Below are 23,295 nucleotides of genomic sequence, written 5' to 3' on the forward strand. Positions count from 1 at the left end.
TCAAGGAATCCGGCGCTGCCGGGTTGGCGGTGGGCAGGATGGTATTCCACAATCCGGATGGCCACTCCCCGGACGTCGCGATGCAGCGCGTGGACGCCGCGCTACGCGGTGGTTCCGGTGCGCTACATGCCGATACGCTTCGGCGCCTGTTGAACAAGGGGCCGGATCCGTCGACCTGGGAATCCTGGGCGGAGACGTGCTACGACGCGACGCGCGCGGACGATACCGATGTGGCGCGGATCGCCGAATATCTCACCCGGATGGCGGCGGATCCCGCAGCGCTCGGACTCTCGCCCGACGATGTCGCTGAAATCCTGGAAGTGGCTGATGTAGACGTCCTGCGCAACGTCAAGAACCATATCTACTTCAACAAGCACAATTACTACGATGACAGCCTCGAACAGCGTGTCATCGCAAAGTTCCGGGCCAATCACCTGATGGCCGAGGCGTGGCGTGATGTCACCCACGGCTATCCGCTGCGTCGTGACACCTTGATGAGCCATGTGGGGTTGCTCAGGCACGAGGCGGCCGAACAGCGGTTCGAGGCACAGTGGGTCCTGGAACACGACGGTGAGCTGCCTCTGTTCGAGACCATGCATGAGAAGGGGGAGGAAGAACACTCCTGGCAAAGCCAATTGAAACATTTGCTTCCCATGGCGAACACCGACTCCAGATACCTGCCCACCGCCTCGGGCGGCCAGCTGATCGAGCCGGACGAGACGGACCGCGGTGGGGGCGCCGGACCGAGTCACATCACCCGCATCCGGGAGCTGGACGCGGAGATCCAGGAGCGCGAGGCCGAGATCCGGAGGCAGGGCGCCCTGTCGTCCGGGTCCGACCTGGCGAGCTGGGTCCTGCAGGTTCCCCGGTATCAGCTGCGCGAGCTCTGGCGCGAGCGTAATCAGATCACCGATGGCCTTATCGCCGAAGTGGCACTGATGGAGCGTGGTTCGGAGGAAATCGAACCCGTCCAGGGCGTGCTGGTGGCAACGCTCGACAAGACTCGGGAGCGGGCCGAGGCCGCATACGAGCGATTGCGGGCGATTGCGGGCGAGTACAACGTCGATCCGGGGATCACCGATGTGCAGGCTCTCCTCACCGAGATCGGTGACCGGATTGCGGCCGCTGATCGCAGCGATATCGACCACGGCGAGGATCGCAAGGCCAAGGGTGGCTTGACCGATGTCGAGTACCTGGTCGAACGCCGCGGCGCCCGCTTCCGCACCGCAGCGGATATGTACGAGGCCGCCCTCGAATACCACTCGAGCCAGGAGCGTTTGGTGCGCGCCGGAGTGCGGCCCACGGCCGTCGATGCGGCCGGAAGCGCGGAATTTCACAGCGATCGGATAGCTGACGTACGCCGGGCGGTCGAGGCTGTCGTGGCCGAGCGTCGGCAGCGGATCGTGGCCGATCTGCGGGGCCTGACGGTCTACGCCGGGCTTGACCTGGAGGGGGAAATCCGGGATCGGACCGAGGGGGATCCCGAGGCGATGCGCGTGGCCCTGGCCGCGCTCGACGATCCCCGCCACCTCGACGGCCGCCTCATCACATGGATAGCGACCGAACGCCGCGCTATCGCACTCGCCGGAAACGATGCCGCCGGAGCCGCCGGTGCCCCGCATCGACGCAGGATCGCTCATGCCGACCGTGTCGAACGTGGCCTGCTGCGGTTGCGGCGCGGTGATCTCACCGCCCAGATCAGCGCATTCGAGCTGTCCGATCAGGACCACGCCGCCCGCCTCCGCACCGCCGACTACAAAACGGAATGGTCGACGGCCTATCTGAACGCCCGCACGGCCCTGCACACCGCGAACGTCCGTATGCGCAAGATCGCCGGGCGAGACCCGCTCGGTGAATCGGATGGCCTGGCGGAGGAGTTCCGGCAGGAGCTGAAGCTCCGGGAGGCCGGCCTGCGAGCCGAGGTGGGGGCCGAACTGAGCGTAGGTCCCGATACCGCGGGCAGCGTGGGCAGCGAGAGCGCTCTGACCGGAACCCGCGCGACGCGCCGTTTGCTCTGGGCGCAACTCGACGAGCACGACCGGACCCGTAAAGACTTCGCCCAGGCGGAGTACGCAGTGCATTGCGCCGAGGTTGAGCTGGCTCTGCTGGAAGCAGAACTGCCGGGTTCGGTCAATATCGTCCGGGATCCGGGTTTCTGGCCGGAGCCCGGCGGAACACCGCTGGACAAGGCCGTGCGGGCGGCCTGGGATGCACGCTATCCCGTGCGGGCGAACGCCGAGCACCGGCAGCGGCAGACGGCGCGCCGGCGATTCGCGGATATCGCGGCCGCGATCGGATACCCCGATGAGCTGCCCGCAGATCTCACCGGCGCAGACCCGGTGTCGGTGATCGATGCTACCGAGGTACTCACCGAGTGGTTCCGGACGCATTACGAAAACCGCCGGGGTAGCCGTGAATTCCGTGATCTGGAGCCGGCGCGGTTCTGGGCGCTGCGGGCGGAGGCCTACCGGATCGAGCGGGCGATCCGGTGGACCGCCTACGACTATGTGCGGGGGCTGGCCGACCTCGACAGTCTCGAAAGTGTGACCATCACACCACGCGGCACAGCGGCCGAGGTCGCAGCCGATCGGCTGCGGGCCGAGCTCGAGCGGTTCATGGAATCACAGCCGGACCTCGGCGAACTCCATGTGCTGGCCATGATGAACGATATCTTCGAGTTCGGTGATCCGGTCGTCCTGGCCGATGACATCGGCAAAATGGCCGATTTGCGGGGCGCGAAACGCGAGCACCGTCAGGCCGATCAGCTCTTGGTCAACGCGCTGCTCGTGCAACTGGATCTGGCCCATCTCCACGGCGATATCGACAAGCTCGCCGAGCTCGAGGTCCTGGCCGGCAGCGCATTTGCGGCGGCCGAGCAAGAGGCCCGGCGGCGCCTGGATGCGGCCGGGTCCGCGGACGAACGGCAGGCCGCCGTCGACGATCTCCGGCGGGTCGGGGCCGGGGACCAGGTCGGTGCGACCCCATGGCTACTCGAGTACTTCGGCCCTCGCTTCACCCGGGAGGCCGGCGGGTCCGCGGCTGCCCCGGACGGCGCGCCCGCGCGGCAGCCGACCGCCCCGGACGCGCTGGATGGTCACGGCCGGGGCCGCGAAACCGTCTGGGCCACCCTCTCCCCGGACGGTGTGGCTCGTCTCGGGCCCAACCACGAGCCCCGAACCTACGCCTACGCCTGGTCCCCCACACCGGACCAGGAATCGCCGGGCTCGCCGCAGGAACCGGCGCCGATCGCTCCCGAAGATCCCGTCGCCGAATCCGGTGTCGCGGGCCGGCGTGCGGAGGCGTCCGACGATCGGATCAGGGGCGTGGCCGGGCTCGATGAATGCATCCGGTGGGGCCGGGAATGGTCGCGGGTATGGGAGGACCTGAAGGACGGGCGTAGTCATATCGAGCGGTATGCGCCGCGGTTCGGCTACGACGCGCAAGACCTGCTGTCTGCGGACACGTGGCGGAGGGTGATTCCGCCCTCCTCCGCGGATTCCTCCGATGACCCGGCTCTCGAGGAACTTCGCCGGGTCGCCCGGGGCTATCACCGCCAGGCGGAGGTTCTGCAGGCCCTGAACAACGACCTCCCCACTGCAAGCGCCCGCGCCGCGCGGCTATACGTGGAAAACCATTCCGAGGCGCTCGATACCGAGGGTGTGCAACACCTGGTCGCAAAGCTCACCCAGCTCCTATTTGCGACACTGACCTGGGATGTTGTGGGGCGTCGGCGGCCGGAAGCCGCGCAAACAGGGCAACCGGCCGAGACAGGATCGCAGGCGCCCGCGGCACGGTCCGCGGAACTGGCCGGCGAGTTGCGTCGCTTGAACGATCTGACCACGGCATCGGCCGGACGGGAATACCTGCGATCCCAAGGCGCGCGCGTGGTGTCACCACGCGCCGGCATCATCGAAGCCGAACGGCCGACTCTGATCATTCTGGTCGAACCGGCCATGGACGGCCGGATCGTCGATACAGAACTGGCGGCCCGCCCGGAGCTGTTGACGATATCGAAGCAGCCCGGTGTCGAGACAAGATTTGTCCTTCTGACGCTGGATCAGGAGGGGCGGGCGCAGGCCACGCTGGTTCCCGCCGGCTTGCTCGACAGCGAACTACCCATGGACCGGCGGATTTCCGGCGCGAAAAACCTGCGATCCCGGATCGTGCGTTCCGGCCCCGATGAGGCACTGAACGGAGCCATCGAGCGATTCATTGCCGGCTCGTCCGATTGGAACGGTGCCGACAGCTGCTATATCCGCGAAGTCCGTAACGGCGAAGGACAGCTGACCGGCCATGTGATGATGGGCTCGGACACCTTCCTCGGGCCGATCGCGCCGGACGGATCTCGCGGGAACGAGATCGTGAACAACAGTTTCCTGTTCATGGGTATCGATGGAAATTTCCAGATGATATCCCCGGAGGGAACCGATGGCCGTCCGGCTCCTCTGGTGGCCGGAGAGAATTACATCTACTACTGGATGGGTGGTTCGCATATCACCCACCGGAACACACTCGACATCATATTCCTCGGGATGCACGCCGCGTGGAGCGATGGCCGAGAGGGTGAGGTCGCGTTCGGTGACGCGATAGATTTCGGCAAATTGCGTGTCGACAATGTGGATCGACTGCTCGTCCGCTTCGATCCCGGCACATTGGAGAAGCTGGACACGACTCCGCTGCCGTGCGCGACGGATGTGCATTGGGGATCCTGGGTGGAACCCGATGTCGACGGATACACCTACGTATACGGCGCCAGAGAAGACGGTATGCGGAAAACGATGCATATCGCTCGTGTCGAGGGCGATGACCTGCGGCGAAACTGGGAATTCTACGATGGCCAGGGCTGGTCGGCCGATGAAGCGAATGCCGTGGCGGTCATGGAAGGCGTGGCCAACGAGTACAGCGTTACGCGCTTGGATGATGAGAACTATCTGCTTGTCACGTTCGATACCAGAACTGTCTTCAGCCCTGACATCGTGGGTTATCTGAGCAAGTCTCCGACCGGACCGTTCATTGAACCGACGTTACTGTATCGAACCACGGAGGGCGGTGCGGTCGGCAAATTCAAATCCGCACAGGTCAGCACCTACAATGCTCATCTGATTCCGGATCTCAGCTCCGACGGAGTACTTCGAGTCGTTTACAGTACGAACAGCTCGATGCTCGATGAAACCCTCCGCGTTTCCGGCATCTATCGGCCGCGATCGGTCGAGATCGAACTGCCGTGGCCGGGGCTGAATATGCCCGGCAGAGAACCGCCCGGATGGGTCCGCGGTGATGGTTCCGCTCATCGAGAATGGGCCCCGGCTCTCGAACCCGCCGATGCCCGCACCGGCCCGGCCGGATTTGCTGCCGGATCTCGATCGGCTGCCGTGCCGAACCGGGAGCCGGTAGGTGACGGATCCGTCGCTCCGCGCGAGGGGAGAGCGGGACTCCCCGAGGATCCGAAAACCCTGGCGCGAGGTACCGGGCTGCTCTATACAGACGGCCGGCTCTATACAGACGGCCGGCCCGGGGGGGTCGCCACGCAGTACGCGGAGGCGGATGGTTCGGCGCGCCGGACGGTCGTGGTCCGGAATGCCGATGTGGGCGATGCCCCCGACGGCAGCGCGCCGGTGCGGGCCGGCGGGGTGGATGGCAGCGGGCCGGATCTGGAGGTGGAGCCGGGGGGCTGTGCCGAGTGGGTCGCGGAGGAGGTCGACAAGGTCCGGCCCGAGGGGGACAAGCTTCCGGATTGGGCCGACGAGCGGGACGAGCAGGGGCGGAAGTTATACGGGCACAGTGACCTCGGTGTGCAGCGGAAGTTCGAGGCCGAGTTCCGGCTGTACGGCCGGAGGCTGGAGGATCTCGGGCCCAGGGAAGCGTTCGGGCCGGAGAAAGAAGGGGCGGGCGAGCACGGCCGGCTGCGGGCTTATCAGGAGGCGGGTGAGTACCGGAACAGCCTGTCGGCGATTCATGACGCGGTGGAGTCGCTGGGCGACGGCTGTTCGGCGGTGGTGGTCGAACGGTACGCGCAGGAGGACGAGCTCGGTCTCGGCGCGCATGCCTACCGATTCCGCAACGACAACGGCACGGTGCTGGTCGATGACCCGGCCGGAGATTTCCACGGTGTGCCGTTTGCGATAGACGGTGAACTGAATCCGTTGATCGCGGCGGAGCTGATCGGATATCGGAGTGGGGAGGTCACCGGCGTCTGGGCGATCCTGACCGATGCCCAGGGGCTGCCGGTGGATGCCGAGGGGAACCCGGCCCGCTTGACATCCGGCGAACTCGAGGCCCTCGAACCGATCAGTGAGCACGGGGAGAGCATCCATATCGGTACCACTCCGGCCGAGGGCTCCGGCTTCTCCGGCGGCGAGGTCGGGCCGGCTGCCACCGCGCACGAAACGGAAGCCGCCGAGAGCGGCTACGAATGGCTTCGGCGGAACTTCGCCGAGGTTTGCACGGGCATCTTCGAGAACAACCGGGAATTCTTCTACGACAACTACTACTCCGAGGAGGGGCCCGCGGAGGGCTTCGCGCCGAAACCCTTCCGGCGCGGCCAGATCCACGAAATTCTCGACTACCTCATCACAGACGAACATTGGCTGCTCGACGACACGTCGACCGAACCGGTCCGGCGCCGGTTCACCCCCAGTCTGGCCGTGTACGAGGCCATCCGCCGCCTGATGGAAGGCGACTACGACGGTCCCCACGGGACGACACAGCATGCCCTGGACCTGATGCTGTTCGCTCGTGAGGTGGTCGAAGAATCCCTCATGGACGACGACCTTTTCGCACGGGAGATCGCCCTGCGCTGGGAGAACGGCGACCTTCCGTACCTCGGTGCGCACGCCGCGGCGGACAAGGTCGCCGGCTGGCAGGCGGCCCGGGACGCATTCGAGAACGACCCGGAGTCCTGGGAGCCGTTCGAGAACGACCGGGATTCCTCATGGCCGGAGCGGCTGCTGCCGAACCTCACGAATGCGGCGATCGAAGCCACGCGGAATCGGCAGCGGCGCAGCCTGGACATCATGCGCGAGATCGCCGACGCTCTCGCAATCCCCGCCGACATCACAGATATCGTCCGGCTCGACGAACTTGTCCGGCAACGGATAGAGGCCGCGCTGGCCGGCGAGGAGGATCCGTACGAGCGACCGCCTGTCGACCCTGAGGAGTCCCGGATCCGGGTGGGGCAGCAACGCATTCATGACGGACTCATCGCATCAGCGCACCGGTCCGTGGAGGCTTCCTTTGCCTACTCCATCGCCCACATCGAAGAAATGCGCCTGCGCGGTCGCGCTCCCGATCCTGAGGTGGCGCAGCTCGACGAGATGTCCCCCGGCACGCCCGAGCTCGAGAAGCGCCTCGAGGACATCGGGGGAAGGTTTCTGCTCCGCGGCAGGCTGATACCGGATGATGTCAAGGCCGCCATCGACGAGAGCTTCGAGAGAATGGAGCGATGGCCGGAAAGCGAGGTGCGCGAGCCCTATAGGATCGATAGCGACTGGTTCAACCGCTTCCTCGACGATCTGGTTTTCGCGCGAAAGAATTTCAGGGTCGCCACGACCAACGCACTCCACTGGGCGCCGCACGATCAGTGGGAGGAGCGAGACCGGTACCGGCATGGGATTTGGCGCGCCACCTATGAGCTGTGGAGTGCCTACGAGGGCACGGATCTCTCCCGCGAACTCGACGCCCGGGAGACCGAGCGCGCCGACTCGGGGCTGGCAAAGCTGCGACGAACGGCTTCCGGCCTGGGGCTTATCCCGCACGAGATCGTTGCGCCGGGCACCGACCTCCGCGAGATCAGCCGCCAGGTGCCGGATCTGGTGAATCTCATCGACACATGGCAAGCCGGCGAGGCGAAGGCCATTGTCGAGGACGCGAGTAGCGACTCCGAATCGCGGCGACGGCTGGCCCGGCTGCGGGCCTACCGGCGTTACCGGGTGCGCCGGGACGGTCTGTGGGGGCAACTCCGAATCCATTCCGCCCGTGCGGAATCGGCCCGGATGCGCGGCGACTATGAGGGATTCGACCAGGCCATGGACGACGTCGCCCCGGTGTGGTCGCAGGCTGTCGAACTGATCGACGAATACTGCGAATCACTCGATCCGCGACCAACCCCGGGTCTCTATGACACCGAACCCGCCACCGGCCCGTCCTCCTACTATGACCACGCCCGTTTCAACACCGAATACGCGAGCTTCCGGGCCGCGGGCGCCCGCATCGACCTCGGCCAGATGCGGTTGGAATTGCCCGCCGCCGGATTCGACGGTCAACCGGTGGGCGACGGTGTCCGTCTGTATGCCGCCGTGAAAGATGCCGAGCCGCAGTGCCAGGACGCGTTGACGACGATACGGTCGCGTGGCAGGAAGGCCAAGGCGGCCGTGGACGCGATCGCGGTGACACTCGGGCTGCGTCGACCCGGAACGATACTGCCCGAATTGGGGGCACCCGACCAACAGGCTCGCACCGAACTGCGAAACAGCCAGTTGGCGGAGTCGATGCTACCGCCGCCGGAGCGTGTGCTCTTCGAAGAAACTCTCGCCGAAGTGCGGAGCAGGCTCGAGGAACAGAACGATCCCGATATCGGTCCCGCGCGCCGGGCGCTGCTCCGCGAGATCGCCCGCTCCCTCGAGCGGGCGGTTCACGACATATATGTCGTGATGGCCGACACCGCGGCCATCACAGACTATCCCGGCCTCGGCATGGATCTCACCCGTCCCGGCGATATCCACGACCACCGCCTCGGCGAGCACACCGGCTCAGTCGAGTCGGCGCTGATGTTCGAGGCGGAAAAGGTGGCACGACGCGCGGAATCGACCGCCCTCGAGCACGCGACACCCCATGCCGCCGATCTGGCGCGAATCACGCAGCGCCTCGCGGATCTCGAGGCCGGACCGGAGCTCCGAACCTCCGATGAGGAGGTAACAGGCTCGTGGCATATCGATACCTGGGAATCCGATGTCATGCGACGGCTGGACGCGGCAGCCGAGCGTCCGGGCACCCCGGCCGGGGTTATTGCTGATATCCGCCGTGACACGTACTACATACTCCTGGGCTGCTACCAGGCCCGGCGCGAGATGGCGACTTCCGCCGGTATCGAGTCCGACCTGGAAATGGCTACCGCACAGGTGAATCAGGTGCTGTCGGTTCTGTACGGATCCGCGGTGGAGCGGCGTGGTGCCGCGTTGGAGGAAATGCGGTCGGCGAAGGTCGCCGAGTCGGTGACACCTGCGCTCACCGCCGCCGAGAACGAACTGTCGCTGCTGTCTGTGCTGGCGGATCCCCGGCAGAGGGACGGTCATTTCCTCGGGACCGCCGATACCGGGTGGGTCCCGAAAGGCCCTGTGTATGAGCAGGATATCGCCGCGGCGGTAGGCGAGGTGATCGGACAGTTCACAGGCGATGTCGAGGACGTCGCGGAGACGATCGCCGGTTTCGCGGCCGCCGAGCTCCGGCGCGCGGACGGGAGCGCGATCGGATTCGTCCTGGACGATATTCGCGAGATCAAGAGATACCTGTTCGTCTCCGCCACCGGCCTGGGAACAGTGACCACCTGGCTGCGACTGGCGGCCGATGATTACCCGGATGACCGGCAGCGGCTGTCCGATATCGAGTTCCTCGACCGGGTGCTGGCCGAAATCCGTTCCATGGCCGTCTACACCGAGAACGGCGGTACCTACACGCCGGTACACACGGCCATGGATTGGCGGCCCGGGCATTATCCGGCCGCCGGCCATTCAGCGGTGGGGGATGGCTTCTGGAATGCGGAATCAGCGGTGGCGCAGTACCTCGACCTCGCTGATGAGCTGAGCTCATCAGCTGTGGCGCAGGCATTCCGGAGATGGGCGCTGGCGAGCCGAGAGCTGGACGAACCCGTCACCACTGTTGAGACGGACTTCGCGAACCGTGATTTCGGCGACCCCGACGAGCGCGACAAGTTCGTCACAGTGGTGCGAGAGCGTTCTGAGAAAGTTGCCGGGGGCCGGGCGCCGGTCGTTCGCGCGACGCGGGACTACTATCGCGCGCTCGCCCGGGACACGCGCCGCGCCGGTGACGACCGAGCCTCCGAGGGCGCGGTGGAAGAAGCCTTCCGGCTGTTCGGGCACGCGCTGCAGAGCGACCGTGCGCACACAGCACAGCGCCGGGCGTGGGGGCTGGTGGCGAAAATCTCCGGCAGGTTCCTCGACACGCGCACGGGCGACAGCGGCTTGCGAGAGGACCCCGCCTCTCTACTCGCCCATATTCGCGCCTGGTCCGGAGAACTCGAAAGCCACGTGCTTATGGATGCGAGCCGCTGGAAGACAAGCGAATTCCCCACGATCGTAATGATGTATTCGGATCTCTCCGAAGTGGAGCGGGCATCGGCGCGACGCGAGCTGCGGCACCGTGCAATGCGCGTCACGTTGTGGTTGCTACGCGAGCATTATCGGGCGTTGTCCGAGATCTACGATCACTGGCGCGTATGGGCGCCGACGATCGTGGGGCCACACCCACTCGCGCGTGCGGTCGACGGGAAAGCCGCTCGCGAAATGGTGGGTCGACTGTCCGGCGAATTGGCGGAACTGACCGATACTCGCCGGGCAGGTACCGTCGGCGATATGAGGGCGCTGATGCGCCGCATCGACAAAGCAGTTCGCAGCGAGAAAGCCGGTCACACCGCGGGAACCCGGGGGCGCGGAGTGGCCGCCAAAGCCGCCGCGTATCGAAGGCTGCTGGACGCGCAGACCGAAAAGATCGAGTTGGCGGCTTTGAACGCGCAGCGTGTCGGCCCGCTGCCCTGGGACGAACTCATGTCTTGGCGGAGTGCGTCCGAGGTGTACTGGCATCGTCGTGAGCTCGATCAGCTGACGTTCCGGGCCTATTGCGCAAGAGCCGAATCGGAGCTGCTCGCAGGAAAACCGGAACGCGCTGCTGAATTCCTGGACGAGGCTCAGGCCGCTTGGAAGGATTTCGAGACAGCGGTAGGCATCCGACGAGCCAAGCTACAGAAAGACCTGCTCGCTGTCGCGACCGAAGTATTCGGGAAAGACGTCGTGCGTGAGCGCAGATTGGCAGACTTGAAGATTCATGTCCTGTTCCGGCGGATCTCCGAAAAGGTCAGCAACCAGATCTACGCCACCATGGCGAAATTGAAGGCAGAGGGCGATGTCGAGAACAGTCGGGGAACGGAACGGTTCGGTGTCCTGCAGCAGGATATCAACCGCCTGGGGGGTGGACGTTTCGCCCGGCGCACGCTGACCCGGAGAGTTACCCGGCTGGCCGAGCTCGGTTTCGAGGCGGCTGTAGCACACAATGAGAACTGCCGTATCGAGGTCGATCTCGACCGGCTCCGGGGAGATCTGCCCTACGCCGGGCGTACGGAAGACCTATGGGATCCGATCGCCGCCCTTGTAGCTTCCTTGGGATCGGTCGACTCCTGGTCCTACATTCGGCTGAACGCCGCGGTGCGCAGCCGGGCTTGGTTGCAAGCTTATGACATCGATTTTCACCAAGCCGGGTCCAGACCGAGTTATGACTTGATCATTGCCGGGAGGTCGTCATTTCTCTACCAGGTCCGGGATACTGTCAAGGAGCTCACGAGCCTGGCGGACCGAGGGCGCCGAAACTTGGAGGAAGCGATACAGGCCGGTGTCTCGCCTGTTCGCCGGCACCTTCTGCATGAGCTGTCGCATCGGGCCGAACAGGCGGCAGGGCGGGCGAAATTCGCCTTCGAATGGTCGGAAGTGGATCGGTTCGTGCGCCAACCTGATCCGAATGTCGAATACGCGACCGTGTCGGTGAAATCCCTCGAAGAGCTCGGAAATGGCCGGGCCTCGCCCTTCTCCGAGCTACGGCCGAGCCTGGTGATGGCTGGTGCCGTCGATACCTGGCATCACATCCAAGGGATCACCGCGGCGAACCTGACCTATATCGACGAGGAATTGGAGCGCATCGAGGAAGAACTCGGGCTCGCCGGGGCCGGCGATATTGTCGAGCGGTCACAGGCGTGCGTGGACCGGCTCGACGCCGAGCTCGCGAAACTCGACGCCGAGCTGGAGAGATCCGCGAGCAACCGCGCAAACGCGATCGGGCGGATCGCGTACCGCCAGACGTACTCGGATCGGCACCAACTACTGCGTGAAGCGAAATACATATTGCGCCACGCGAATTTGGCATTGGCGGACAAGCATGCAGATATCGCCGGCGCGAGTCTCCATGAGAGCCCGTCGGATTCCTATGAGAGGGCGGCGAGTGAACTCTGGGACGTGCTGTCCGCGGACACGGATGGCCGGCGCGCAGGTGCACTGAGAGATATTCGCGCCGTGCAGCGGGAATTGGGGTTGCCGGAGAGCGGTGCGACGGTGCGAGCCGCCGCGGCCACCGTGTCGAAGTGGATTCGCGAGAAGAAAGCTCGAGGGGCATCGGATAGTGCGGACGGGCCGGATCCGGATTTCGTGCGCGGTGTGGTCGTCGGCATACTGAACGAACACTCCGACGCGACTTGGGAACTGGGCATCCTGCACGCCGACGACCCCGAGCAACCGGATTCCACGGAGCTGCGGCTGCCCATTTTCGGCGCGCTCCGCGACTTCCCGATGGATGCCGAGGTACAAGCGGTAGCCGATGCCGAATTCGAACGCATCAGGAACGATCCCCACGATATCGCCGCCATCGCCCGCACTATCCGCGAGGCGCGTGATGAGCGAGGCAAGCGGATCTTCCCGGAAACGGATACCGCCGAGATCCTCGACAACCTCGGAGACATCAAGAACCACATCTTTGTGAACGAGTATCGGCGGCTCGATCCCGATACCGGGCGCCCGGAACACGTGCCCCGCGTGGCACAGGGCCATCCGGAAATGGTCACCGTCTGGGACCGGCTCGTCCGGAATACCTATGAGACGGACGAATGGGGTGTCGACCTGACCCCCGCCGAGCAGATCGCGCAGCGACGGTCCGATGTCGGATTCCTCCGTCACGAATTCTATGAATGGCTGGGCCTCTTCGCGGGATGGGACCTGGAGCGCGCCCACGACGAGGCCGACCGGCTGGCACCCTGGCAGGAAACCCGCTTCGACGCCGAACGCGCCCGAGCGCGAACCGTGCTCGCCGAGCGTGGCCTACCGCCTGCCGAAGGGCTGCCGGGGGCGGTCGACCGCACCCTGGAGCTGCTGCGGCAACTGCCCGCGGGCCAGGATCTGTACCGCAGGATTCGCAGGGGCGAACACGGATACTCCGACGATATTGTCGAGCGGGCTGTCGACGGCAATGAGGCGGTCGGTGGCTACCCCGGCCCGATCACATCCCTGGCCGTCGACGGCAATGTATCGGCGGATGCGGAGGCTGTCGAGCGGCTGGCCGAATTGGCAGCCGCGGAGGATGTGGCGGCCTCGGGACAGGCGGCGGCTTCCCGGGTGCACGAGATGCCGCCGTTGGCGAATCTGCGGGCGCGAGCGGGGGATCAGGCTCGTATCTGGGGTGCCCGGTTCCGGATCGCGGCTGAGGCCCGCGAGTTCGGAGTGCCCGACGCGCGCCCGGCCGAAGATTCCGGTCCGGATATCGACGCACTCCGCGAGAGTGGGAACACCGGTCCCGAGGCGCGTATGCGCGCGGCCGAGCGCAAGTACCACGAGCTCTTCGATCGTGCTCTGGCCGAACCGGAAAGCGACTCGATCACGCAGCTCGGCACCGAGCCGCGCGCTCGCGCACACGACACAGCCGTAGCGGAACTGGGCGAGTACCTGTACCCGATGGCCCTCGACGAGCTGTGCGACCCGCTGCGCGATCACGCGACCTTCGCCGACTGCGTGCGCGCGCACCTGGTTCCATACGAGCTCGGCGACGAGGGGATCGGAGCCCTGGTCGGTGAGCTCGTGCGGACCCTCCAGAACCCGGTGCCCGATCACCTGGGCTATCCGGCGCGATCCGCGACGGAACTGCGGCAGTGGCTGGAACAGGGGTTGCGCGACGGCCACGCCGCCGACGCGGCCGCCTTCGGCCGGCATCGCTACGTTCCGGAAGATCCTTCCTCCCGCGAGACCATCCGATCGAGCGCGTGGCAACGAGCGGTGATCCGTCGAAACTCCGAGACCTGCGCGAAAGCCTTCGCCGAGGTCGTCGCGGACCTGTCCGGAATCGACTTCGACCCGACGTTGCCGGTGAGCGCCGACCAACGGAACGCACTCCGCGCGCAGCTGACGGCGGCACAGCAGCGGGTGATGGCCGACATCGCCGGGTACGACAGGGACACCGGACAGCCGGAACTGGCACGCTTGCGACGCGAGGAACTGGATCTGCGTCGCGCCCGCGATCTGCTCGCCGACTATGAGGCTGCCGCGGCCGCCGCGGACAGCCGGTACGACGATGAAGTCCGGAGCGTGGCGAGAAGGCTACTCACCGAATGGACCGGCGATATCGAAGGCGCCGCCGTGCCCCGGGATCAGGTGGTGGTGGTACCCGGTGAACCAGGAGAAGTGTGGATTGTCGCGAAGCCCGGTGATCACGAATGGCTCCGGGGGACGGTGGATGATCCACCGGCGGGAGCTCGAACCCGGTACTGGCAATTGGATATCAATGGTGGCGGAGAGGTCTTCTACCGGGAGATCGACGATCCCGGACCCAGCGATGACTGGCCGTCCCTGTCCGGCTGGCATCCGCAAGCAGTCGACGAATACACCGCAGCCCGGGTGGCCGGACTGCGGAGCCAGCTGCCGCCCGATGATCCGCGCGAGGAGATCCTCACGCACCGGAAGATCCGCTTCGGATCCCGGCCGAGCCATTACGAACCATTCCGTGACCTGATCGTTCTCGACGCCGGGCGGACCGATCCCCAGCTGGTGGGGGATCTGACCGCGGCGGGTGTCGCGGCCGCCCGTGCCCAGCAACTGGCGAGTCTGGGCATTCTGCGACGCATCTGTAACGAACTCGGGATCAAGCCTGAGACAAATGATGTAGCCGAACTCGAAAGTGCGGTCCAGCAACAGATCACGGACGTTCTCGAGACGCTCGAGGCCGGTGAACGTCCTGTCATAGATCCCGAACAATCCCTGGTTCGGTCCCGGCAACAGCGGATCAGGGATCGTGCCGAGGCCCTCGTCCGAGAGGCCGAGCAGGCTGTCGGCGAGCACCATTCGGCTCGTGGTTTCGAAGCGCAACTCCGCGGTGAGGTCGCGGGTTCCGACGCGGTGACGGGACTCGAGGATGCGCCCGAGAAGCATACGGAGGACCGGCCTGACCTCATCGAGCAACGGATGCGGGCTATCGCCATACAAAATGGCGTCACCACGACGCAACCGTCCAAAATCGCGGCGGCAATCCGGGAAAGCCTGGAAAGTGCGCGTCGACTCGGATCACAGCGATCGAATCGCCGTGATTGGGTACGCCCGCTGCTGTTGAGGGGTTACCTGAGCGACTCCGTATCCATCGGCGACAACTATCGCCGCTTCGACACCGACGATAGGGCAGGCGACCAGGCCGAGTTCTGGCACACGGTATACAGGGAAATCCTGTATCTGTGGCGCGCCCACCCAACCGGCCGAGGCCGCGAAGAAGAATCGGACGAGGCCCGCGAAGAAGAACCGACCGAGGGGAGCGCCAGGCCCTCGGCGCGGCTCAAAGCGCTGGACCGCCGACGGCGGGATGCTGCGGTGCAGACAGTGCAGCGGATCGCCCGCGAGTTGTCGCTGTCTCCCGGCACACCGGGCGTCGAAGGCCAGGCACTGTCGCATCCGGTGAACCGGATCGAGGAGTGGTCCCTCGCGGAGGCCGAGGAGATCGCGCATGACACGGCGAGCGAATCCGGATGGACGCGCCGTCGTGCCCGGGTGCGCGACGAACGCCGCTACCTCGTACAGCGCGATGTATTGTGGGCGCGTCTTCGAACCCATTGCGCCGAAGCCGAATTGGTGCGGGCCGATGGCGACTATCCGGCCTTCGAGCGCGCCGTCCAGGATATCGGGACGATATGGACCGCTGTCGAGGAATTCATAGCCCATCGCTCCGTCTTCCTGGCAGGACAGCGGCACCCCGGGCTGGACGAATTCATGATTCGCTTTCTGGACTTCAGGATCGACCGGGTCGGGGTCGATCTGGAGCGTATGCGAGCGGAACTACCGTACGCGGGCCACACCGGAACGTTCTCCCAGGACGACAGCCTGCTGGAACAGGCGCTGGAGGAATCCGAGAAATCGGGAACCGCCGCACTCGCCGTCGCCATCGGCCGCGGGCGGGTGGCGTATACCGCGCTGGAAGACATGGCCATCAGAAGCGGTCTGCGCGAACAGAAGACCCCGCCGGGTCCCAAGACGCTGGAGAACTTCCTCGATATGGAGCGGGAGTTGCGGCGCCGGTCGGCCGATCGGCCGGCTTCCGGGAGTACCGCGGAACTGGACGAGATCAACCGTCTCGCCCACGAGTTCTTCAGTGCAGCAGCGGACTTCGCGGCCATCCGCGAACTTCCTTATCTGGCTATGAACATGGACGACCCCGCCGAACTGGACGACTACACCCCGGAGGGCTATCCGGGTCCGCTCGAACTGTCCATGGCATTCGAGGCCGAGCGAGTGGGCTCGGGCCACAGCCCGGAAAGAGGCCTGGGAAAGGGTGATTCCGGTGCCACCGCTGCCGTTCTTCCGCAGGACTCAGGCATAGCCGAGGTCGATGGTCCGGATGGCCGAGGGCAACCGCGAACCGTGGCCGGTGGATGTGTGCGGCAGTCCGGCGGAGCGATCAACACCTGGTACGCCCCCCACCGCGAGGGCCGGCCGCCGGTCGTTCACAGCCACCCCGAAGACCCGGCCGCCGCCCCGCTGCTGCCCGGGCACGATATCGACGACGTGGTCCCGGTACAGGTGATGTCCCAGATGGCCGGGGGACACAATGTTTTCCGTGGCCGACTCCGCTCGGGACTACAGGCCGTCGCCGACATGCTGAACCGCCCGATCGAGGGAGACGCTTCCGCCGCGGGCCGCGCCGGTCACGGCCGCGGCATGTGGGTCACCACAACACCCCACAACAGCGCCACCGCCCACGCGTTCTTCGTCGTCAACGAACACGGCACCCTCCGCCTCATCGACCCGGCCTCCGACACCGATACCGAATTCGATCCCACCACGTACGAACCCGCCCCCTGGCTTGTCCACGGCATAGAATTCGGCGCCCAGGGCGACCCGGTCGCCCCCGTGGTCTACGACTACGACACTCCCCTCGAATCCCCACCGCAAACCCGCGCCCCCCGCCCGGGCCCGGATGTCAGCGGTAGTGTTTCCGATTCGGCAATGAGCCCGGAGAATCCCCGTGAAGTGGACGATCACCCGCCGGAGGATCATTCGGGGCCGACCGAGCCGTCCGTGGCATTCGAAGCCGAGGCAGTGGCCTTGGGCGACAGTCCGGAAAATGTTCTGGGAAAGAGTGATTCCGCCCTGGCGGGAGAACGGGGTAATTCAGGCGTAGCGCCCACACGGGACGCTGCTGAGGACGAAGGAGAGACTGATGGCACTGCTGGTGTATTACGGCCTGGTTCAGGATGGTCCGGAGGAGATCGAGTATCGGTTCGGGGGGACCGAGGCGATGGACCAGCGCCTGACCATCGACAAGGGGACAAAGCACTTCGAGGACCAGAACGGGGCCTCACACGGGATGGTGGCCTCGACAGCGGCCCGGATCATGGGCCGGCATCGGACCGACGGGGAGTGGCCGGCGAAGGGGATGATCCAGGCCTAGCCGAGGTCGCTTCGGGGGTGCCCGAGCCGGCCCTTGCCCCCGATCTCCTACGCCGCGCCCGAGGTGGCGGCAGCGAGTTCGCGATTGCCGCGGGCGAACTGCGTCGCATACTCGGTCCCGGCATCCACGACAGGGTGCTGGCCGAACTGGGTCGGCTGCGCGCGACGCGCCCGTGGTTCGGGCCGGTGGAGAGCGATTCCTGGGTTGCGCACACAATTACCGCGGAGGCCCTGGCTCATGCCCAGCAAACCTGGCGCAATACCCCTGAGGGGCCTGAGGATGATGGACAGCAGGTCGGCCGCTTTCGCAAAATCCTGGACAGGGCCACGACGGATGCCTTCACCGGTCACGTCATCATCAGGCCGCAGCTGCTGGCTCATGCCGAGTCGCTACCTCATCTGCACGGGCTGGTCGATCGTACGCGGGCGCCGTCTCTGGCCGGGGTCGTCGAGGAACTCGCGCGCAGCGGGCCTGAAGACCGGCGCGCGTATTTCCGCGCGCTCACCACACCGTCGAACGCGGCTACCCTCGAGAAGCTTCGTCTAGGCGAGGGGCAGTCGGGATTTTTCGACGTGTCGACCTCCAGTACCCTACTGAGGGCGCTGTCGGTCCCGACAATTCTGCGCAACCCGGTCCGCCGCCTCGACGACTACCACGACATAGCGGGCCTGCTCCTCGACCTTCGATTGGTCGCCGGGTTCACCAGTGCTCATCAACTAGATATAGCCGCGGGCCTCACCAAAGAAACAATCCGGAGGGTCGAGAAACACGGCAGTAAGGCTACTCCGGAGAATTGGAAAAAGATCTTCGAGGTGCTCCACCTTCCGCCGGAGTTGGCCGACGAGATAGTTCGTCGATTTCTTCCCGAACAGCTGAGTGTTTTCCGGTTGCATATTTCCGGTGCTTTTAACAGTATACGCGGACGGATTCTCGATTGCCTCACACAAGGAACGTTCACCGCGCGGCAGTTGGAGGAGTTGCTCGGACTATCCAGCGCAACGGTGGATCGAACACTTACGGAATTGCGAGACAGCGGTGCCGTACAGGTGAACAACGATACCGTTCGGCCTCACGTCTATAGCTTGGCTCAGGATCGGCTCGGGAACGTGGCCGACGCACTTCTGACCGATCAATGGGACAACGTATCCGGTACAGCGGACAAGGCAATGGCCGAGCCCGACCACGAGGTAGGGCAGGGTGCCGAGCCGCGGATTGCTTCCCTGAAAGCGGCTGCGCGAGGGGATAATATCCATCTTACGAACAATTTCGACCATCAGTTGCGACAGTTCGACGAGGCCGTCCGTGAGCGCGTTCACTTGCATGTGAAATCGCATGACGAGAGCGTCATCGAAAACCTGCGATCGGAGATTCGCGCTCGGGTCCTGGATGCCTCGGACGATGTTCCGGTACAAGAGTGGCTATTTGCCGTCATCGATCTGCGATTCACGGGGCATCCCGGCCGATGGCTGAAATTCTACCGCGAGACCACTGGGATGAATGTGCCGCAACTCGCCGCAGACGCCCAGGTCGGTCACAACTCGATTCGCCGGGCAGAGCACGGTGGGCGTGGAACCTCGCCGGAGATATGGTGGAAATTGTTCGGGGGACTCGGTGTTCCGGGTTGGTATCGGGATCTCTTTGCGCAAGAGTTCCTCGAGGAGTTGGATTCGTTCAGCACACAACCGAAGAAGCATCGCGCTCTGAGCAGCTACCTTGTCGCCCGCCGTATCATCAAGGGACTGTCACAGATTGAGCTCGCGAGTATCGCCGAAGTTTCTGATGGGACCCTGTCGAGAGCGGAGACCAGTTCTTCCCGGCGAGAACGTCTCGGTGACAGTCTGTTCAGACTGGTGGCCGGCCTCGACATTTACGGCGAGGATTCGGATCATGCTGCTCTGATATTTTTGGCGGGACGGCTCGATTCGTTCGATATCGATCCTGCGAAGCATTCCAGAATCTTCAGTGTCCTCACTGCCGGTTGTCATCGTATGGGGCTGACATGGCGAGGTTTTGCCGAGCGTTTCGGCATTTCCCGTCGCGCACTCGTGGGGATCGCGGCCGATGTGGGGGTGCCGACTGCCGCATTCCTGCAGAAATTTTACGCCCATCCCGATCTCGGTTTCACCGAAGCTCAGGTTGTAGCGGCGGATGCGTTGCTCAGGGATGGATCGGCCGTGGAGCTTGTTGAAACGGCTGCGCACTTGGGTAATACAGTCATTCTGAACCAGCAATTGCGACGCTTCGAAGGTGATATTCGCTATCGTCTCACGGGTTCTCTAACAGACGTCGAGCAAGCGTGGGCAGCGATACAATTCACCGCTTCCACCCGCATCCACGAGGCCCCGGACGGTATTCGGATGCGGCAGTGGCTCGAAGGCATTGCCGATTCGGTGCTGTCCGGTGAGATCGAAACCGGCTACGAGCTGAGGGCACCGGCGGAAATAGACCGGCGCGATGAGTGGGCGAACACCCTGTACGGCGTAGTCCGTAGGGAGTTGGAGCGCGACCCGCGCGGTATGGCCGAGGCCATCGGGCACACCCTGTCCAGGACTGAACGGGAATGGGGCCGTGTCGGGTTCGATGTCGAGTCCGAACTCGTTCCGATGCTGCGTTACTTGTTCGTGGATGAGCATGATCTGACCGATGAGACCACCGGCGAGATCACCCGACGTCGTTTCGATGCCGATTTCCAGATCATGGCGGCGATCCTTCGCCTGGTCACGGGTGAATGGATCTCGGATGAGGTGCGTGCCAGTGATATCTGCCTGATAGAACACGATTTGGTGGAGCGGGGTGGACGGGGTGATCATAAGTCTCGCCACAACGCCGCGAAGGCGCGATTCGACTGGGACGGTCGCCTTCCTGCCGATATGGCGGCACAACGGCTCGAAGCCGATGAGGCACGTGGCTACCGACTGCAGTCCGGCGCAGGCGGCGGAGAGGCTTCGGAGTCCGAGCCGGGGCCGGAGTCGGACGACGTCACCGGCCCGGTCGAGCCCGATGATCCCGAAAGCCCGGATATCCCACTCGCCGCCGAACATGATCTGCTGGATGCCCTCAAACTGTTCCTGGAGCGGAACCGGCAGCGATACGCCGTGCAGGTACTGGACGATGCCGCGGATTTCCTCGGAATAGACCTCCGGGGCGCCGAGGACGGGCTCGCCGACCCGAGCGGCGCGGCACAGCGTCTGCTTGCGGAGTTCGATCGGCGGATCAGAGAGTGGCGTGATGAGCTCGCGGCCCCGATGCCGGACACCGATATCTCCACGGTCGCCGATGACGGCTTGGACACGGTAGATGGCTGGGTACACCGAAAGGTCCGCGGCGACCTGTACGACACGCTGCGGTGGCGCCGCAGGACCATCGAGGCGATGGCGGCGTACTACTCCGCCGAACTACAGCTGGAGATCTGGGACGGCGCCACCCGCGAGCAGGCCGCCGACACCGGATTCCGCCATTGGCAGCGGCTATGGCAGGACGCGGCCAGGGATCGGGCCCGGGCCGGTGTGGAACGGCTCTGCGCACTCGTCGGCCGGCTGCGGGAAGGGGAGGCAGATCCGCAGGGCTCCGAGGTGGGCGCGGAAACACCGACCCCGGTCGACGCGGCCATGGAACTGCTGTCCTCGGATAGTGATCAGGACCGACTGCGGCTGATCGGCGAGCAGCTGGTCGATGCGGCCAAGGCTCAGCTGGAGCGGCGTGATCCGGCGGGCACCGCGCCGGAAGCCAGGGCCCACCTGTGGGAGCTGTTCGATGCGGCGATCGAATATCACAGCGGATATGTCGATTTCCACCGCGCTGTCGAGGGCCTGCCCGGCCTCGACCGGGATAGGTCGGGGTTCGTCGATACCCCGCACGATCCCCTCGGCGCGACGGTGGACGATCTGCGAGAGGAGCTGGAACAGGCTGCCGCCCTCGCCGCAACAGTGGCCGAGTCCGATCTTCGTGAGATCCACCGGAAGGTGGAGGACGGCAGTCTCGGTCCGGACAATTTCGACGAGCTGATGGGGGTGCTGCTCGGCACGATCGAAGGACCGCCCGCCGATGCGGACCCGATCGACGACGAAAGCGCCACCGACGAACCGATACACCCGGATGATTTCCCCGAGGTCGGGGACTTCATCGCTGCGATTCGGGGCGGGGAGCGGCTACCGGCGGATGATGTGCCGGGGGATGAATCCGGTTCGTCCGCAGCCGAATCCGCTGATGATGACAGCATTCCGCACCTGCCCGCGTGGAAAAAACGCACAACGCTGTTCTACACCGCCCAGGAAAATGAGCTGCAGCAGCGCATCAGGGAGGCGTATCGCCGTTATCTGCTGGCGCAGGCCGATACGGCGTGGGCCCACTGGCGTGAGCACGACCCCGACGACCATGCGGAACAGGACCCGAATCACCCTGCTGAGCTCGACGTGAAACAGACACGCCGTGGTGTGCTGCACCAGTGGAACGGTGTGATGCGGGACTACTCCGCGACCTGGGCCGAGTCGCGGACGCTGATGCAGTCTCGGCGGAATGCGGCGCGGAAACTCCTGCGCGATCACGCGGCCGATGCCGGACTGGCGTCGACTGCTGACCTCGGCGATATCGACCGGGTACGAATCCGTACCTCCGAGATCCTGGAGGTGCTCGACACCGAGGCTCGCCGCCTGCGCGCAACCCTCACCGGTGGATCCGGCGATCCGGACGAGACCTGGCGGATCGCGGAACTGGCCGGCACTCGCGCTGCCCATCGCACGGAGCAGGCGGAACTGGACCGGGTCCTGAACCGCCGCCTGGAGGTCCTCGTCCAGTTCTCCGAATACACCGCCGCCACCGAGACCTCAAACCGTCTCACCGCGGAGCTGGCCGCCGCTCGCAACCCCGACGCTGCCCAGTCGGCCGCGGGTGACTCCGCGGTTTCCGGCCACCGGGAATGGGTCGACGGGCAGATTCAGATCGCGGCCACCGAACGTGCGGCGGCCGTCGTCCGCGCGCTCAACACTCTCGCGGTGAGTATCGGTTACCCGGCAGGTCACCTACCCGAACCGGAGGCCGAGGCGGAGGAAGTACGTGCGGCGGTCGCCCGGATCCGCAACTGGTTCGAGGTGCGCCGCGACAACCTGCTCGACGGGGTACGCCGGGACGAGTCCGGGGCGCTGGATGCGGACACGCTCGACGAGGAACTGGAGCGGATCGGCTGGGCTCTGGACCGGGTCCTCGCCGATCATGCCTGGGCCCGCGCCGGTGCGCAGGTGACCGACACCGAACACCCCGAACCAGGTGTGCATTCGCCTTTCGAAGCGGCGATGGCCCAGGTCCGCCGGTTGACGGCCGCTGCGAAGGACGCTGCCGAGTCCCGTCGGAACGCTGTGCGTGAACAACTGCTGCGGCTCGGTGGGAGGCTCGGTGTCGAATTCGGCACCGTCGCGCGCGAGGAATGGCTACGGCTGGGTGATCGGCACGGCGTGGATTTCGACTACACGCTGTGGGATCTCGACAACCTCGCGGAGGCCGACCTGGTCGATGATATCCGCCACTGGCTGATATCGAATCCGGACGATCAGGCCCAGCGTCTGCTGGATCGACTCGAGGTCCGCGATCAACTCGTCCAATGGGATGTGGCTC

General features: G+C 65.3%; 1 protein-coding gene (cut by both window edges). It reads left to right on the forward strand.

The whole window is internal to a helix-turn-helix domain-containing protein gene (locus AB0F41_RS09335) on the forward strand: the coding sequence, 68,157 nt in all, runs 16,306 nt past the left edge and 28,556 nt past the right edge, and what appears here is coding positions 16,307-39,601 — codons 5,436 (partial) to 13,201 (partial); the first complete codon in view begins at position 3. Both codon boundaries (start and stop) fall beyond the window edges.

Source organism: Nocardia sp. NPDC024068 (assembly GCF_040638875.1).
In the GTDB taxonomy this organism is placed as follows: domain Bacteria; phylum Actinomycetota; class Actinomycetes; order Mycobacteriales; family Mycobacteriaceae; genus Nocardia.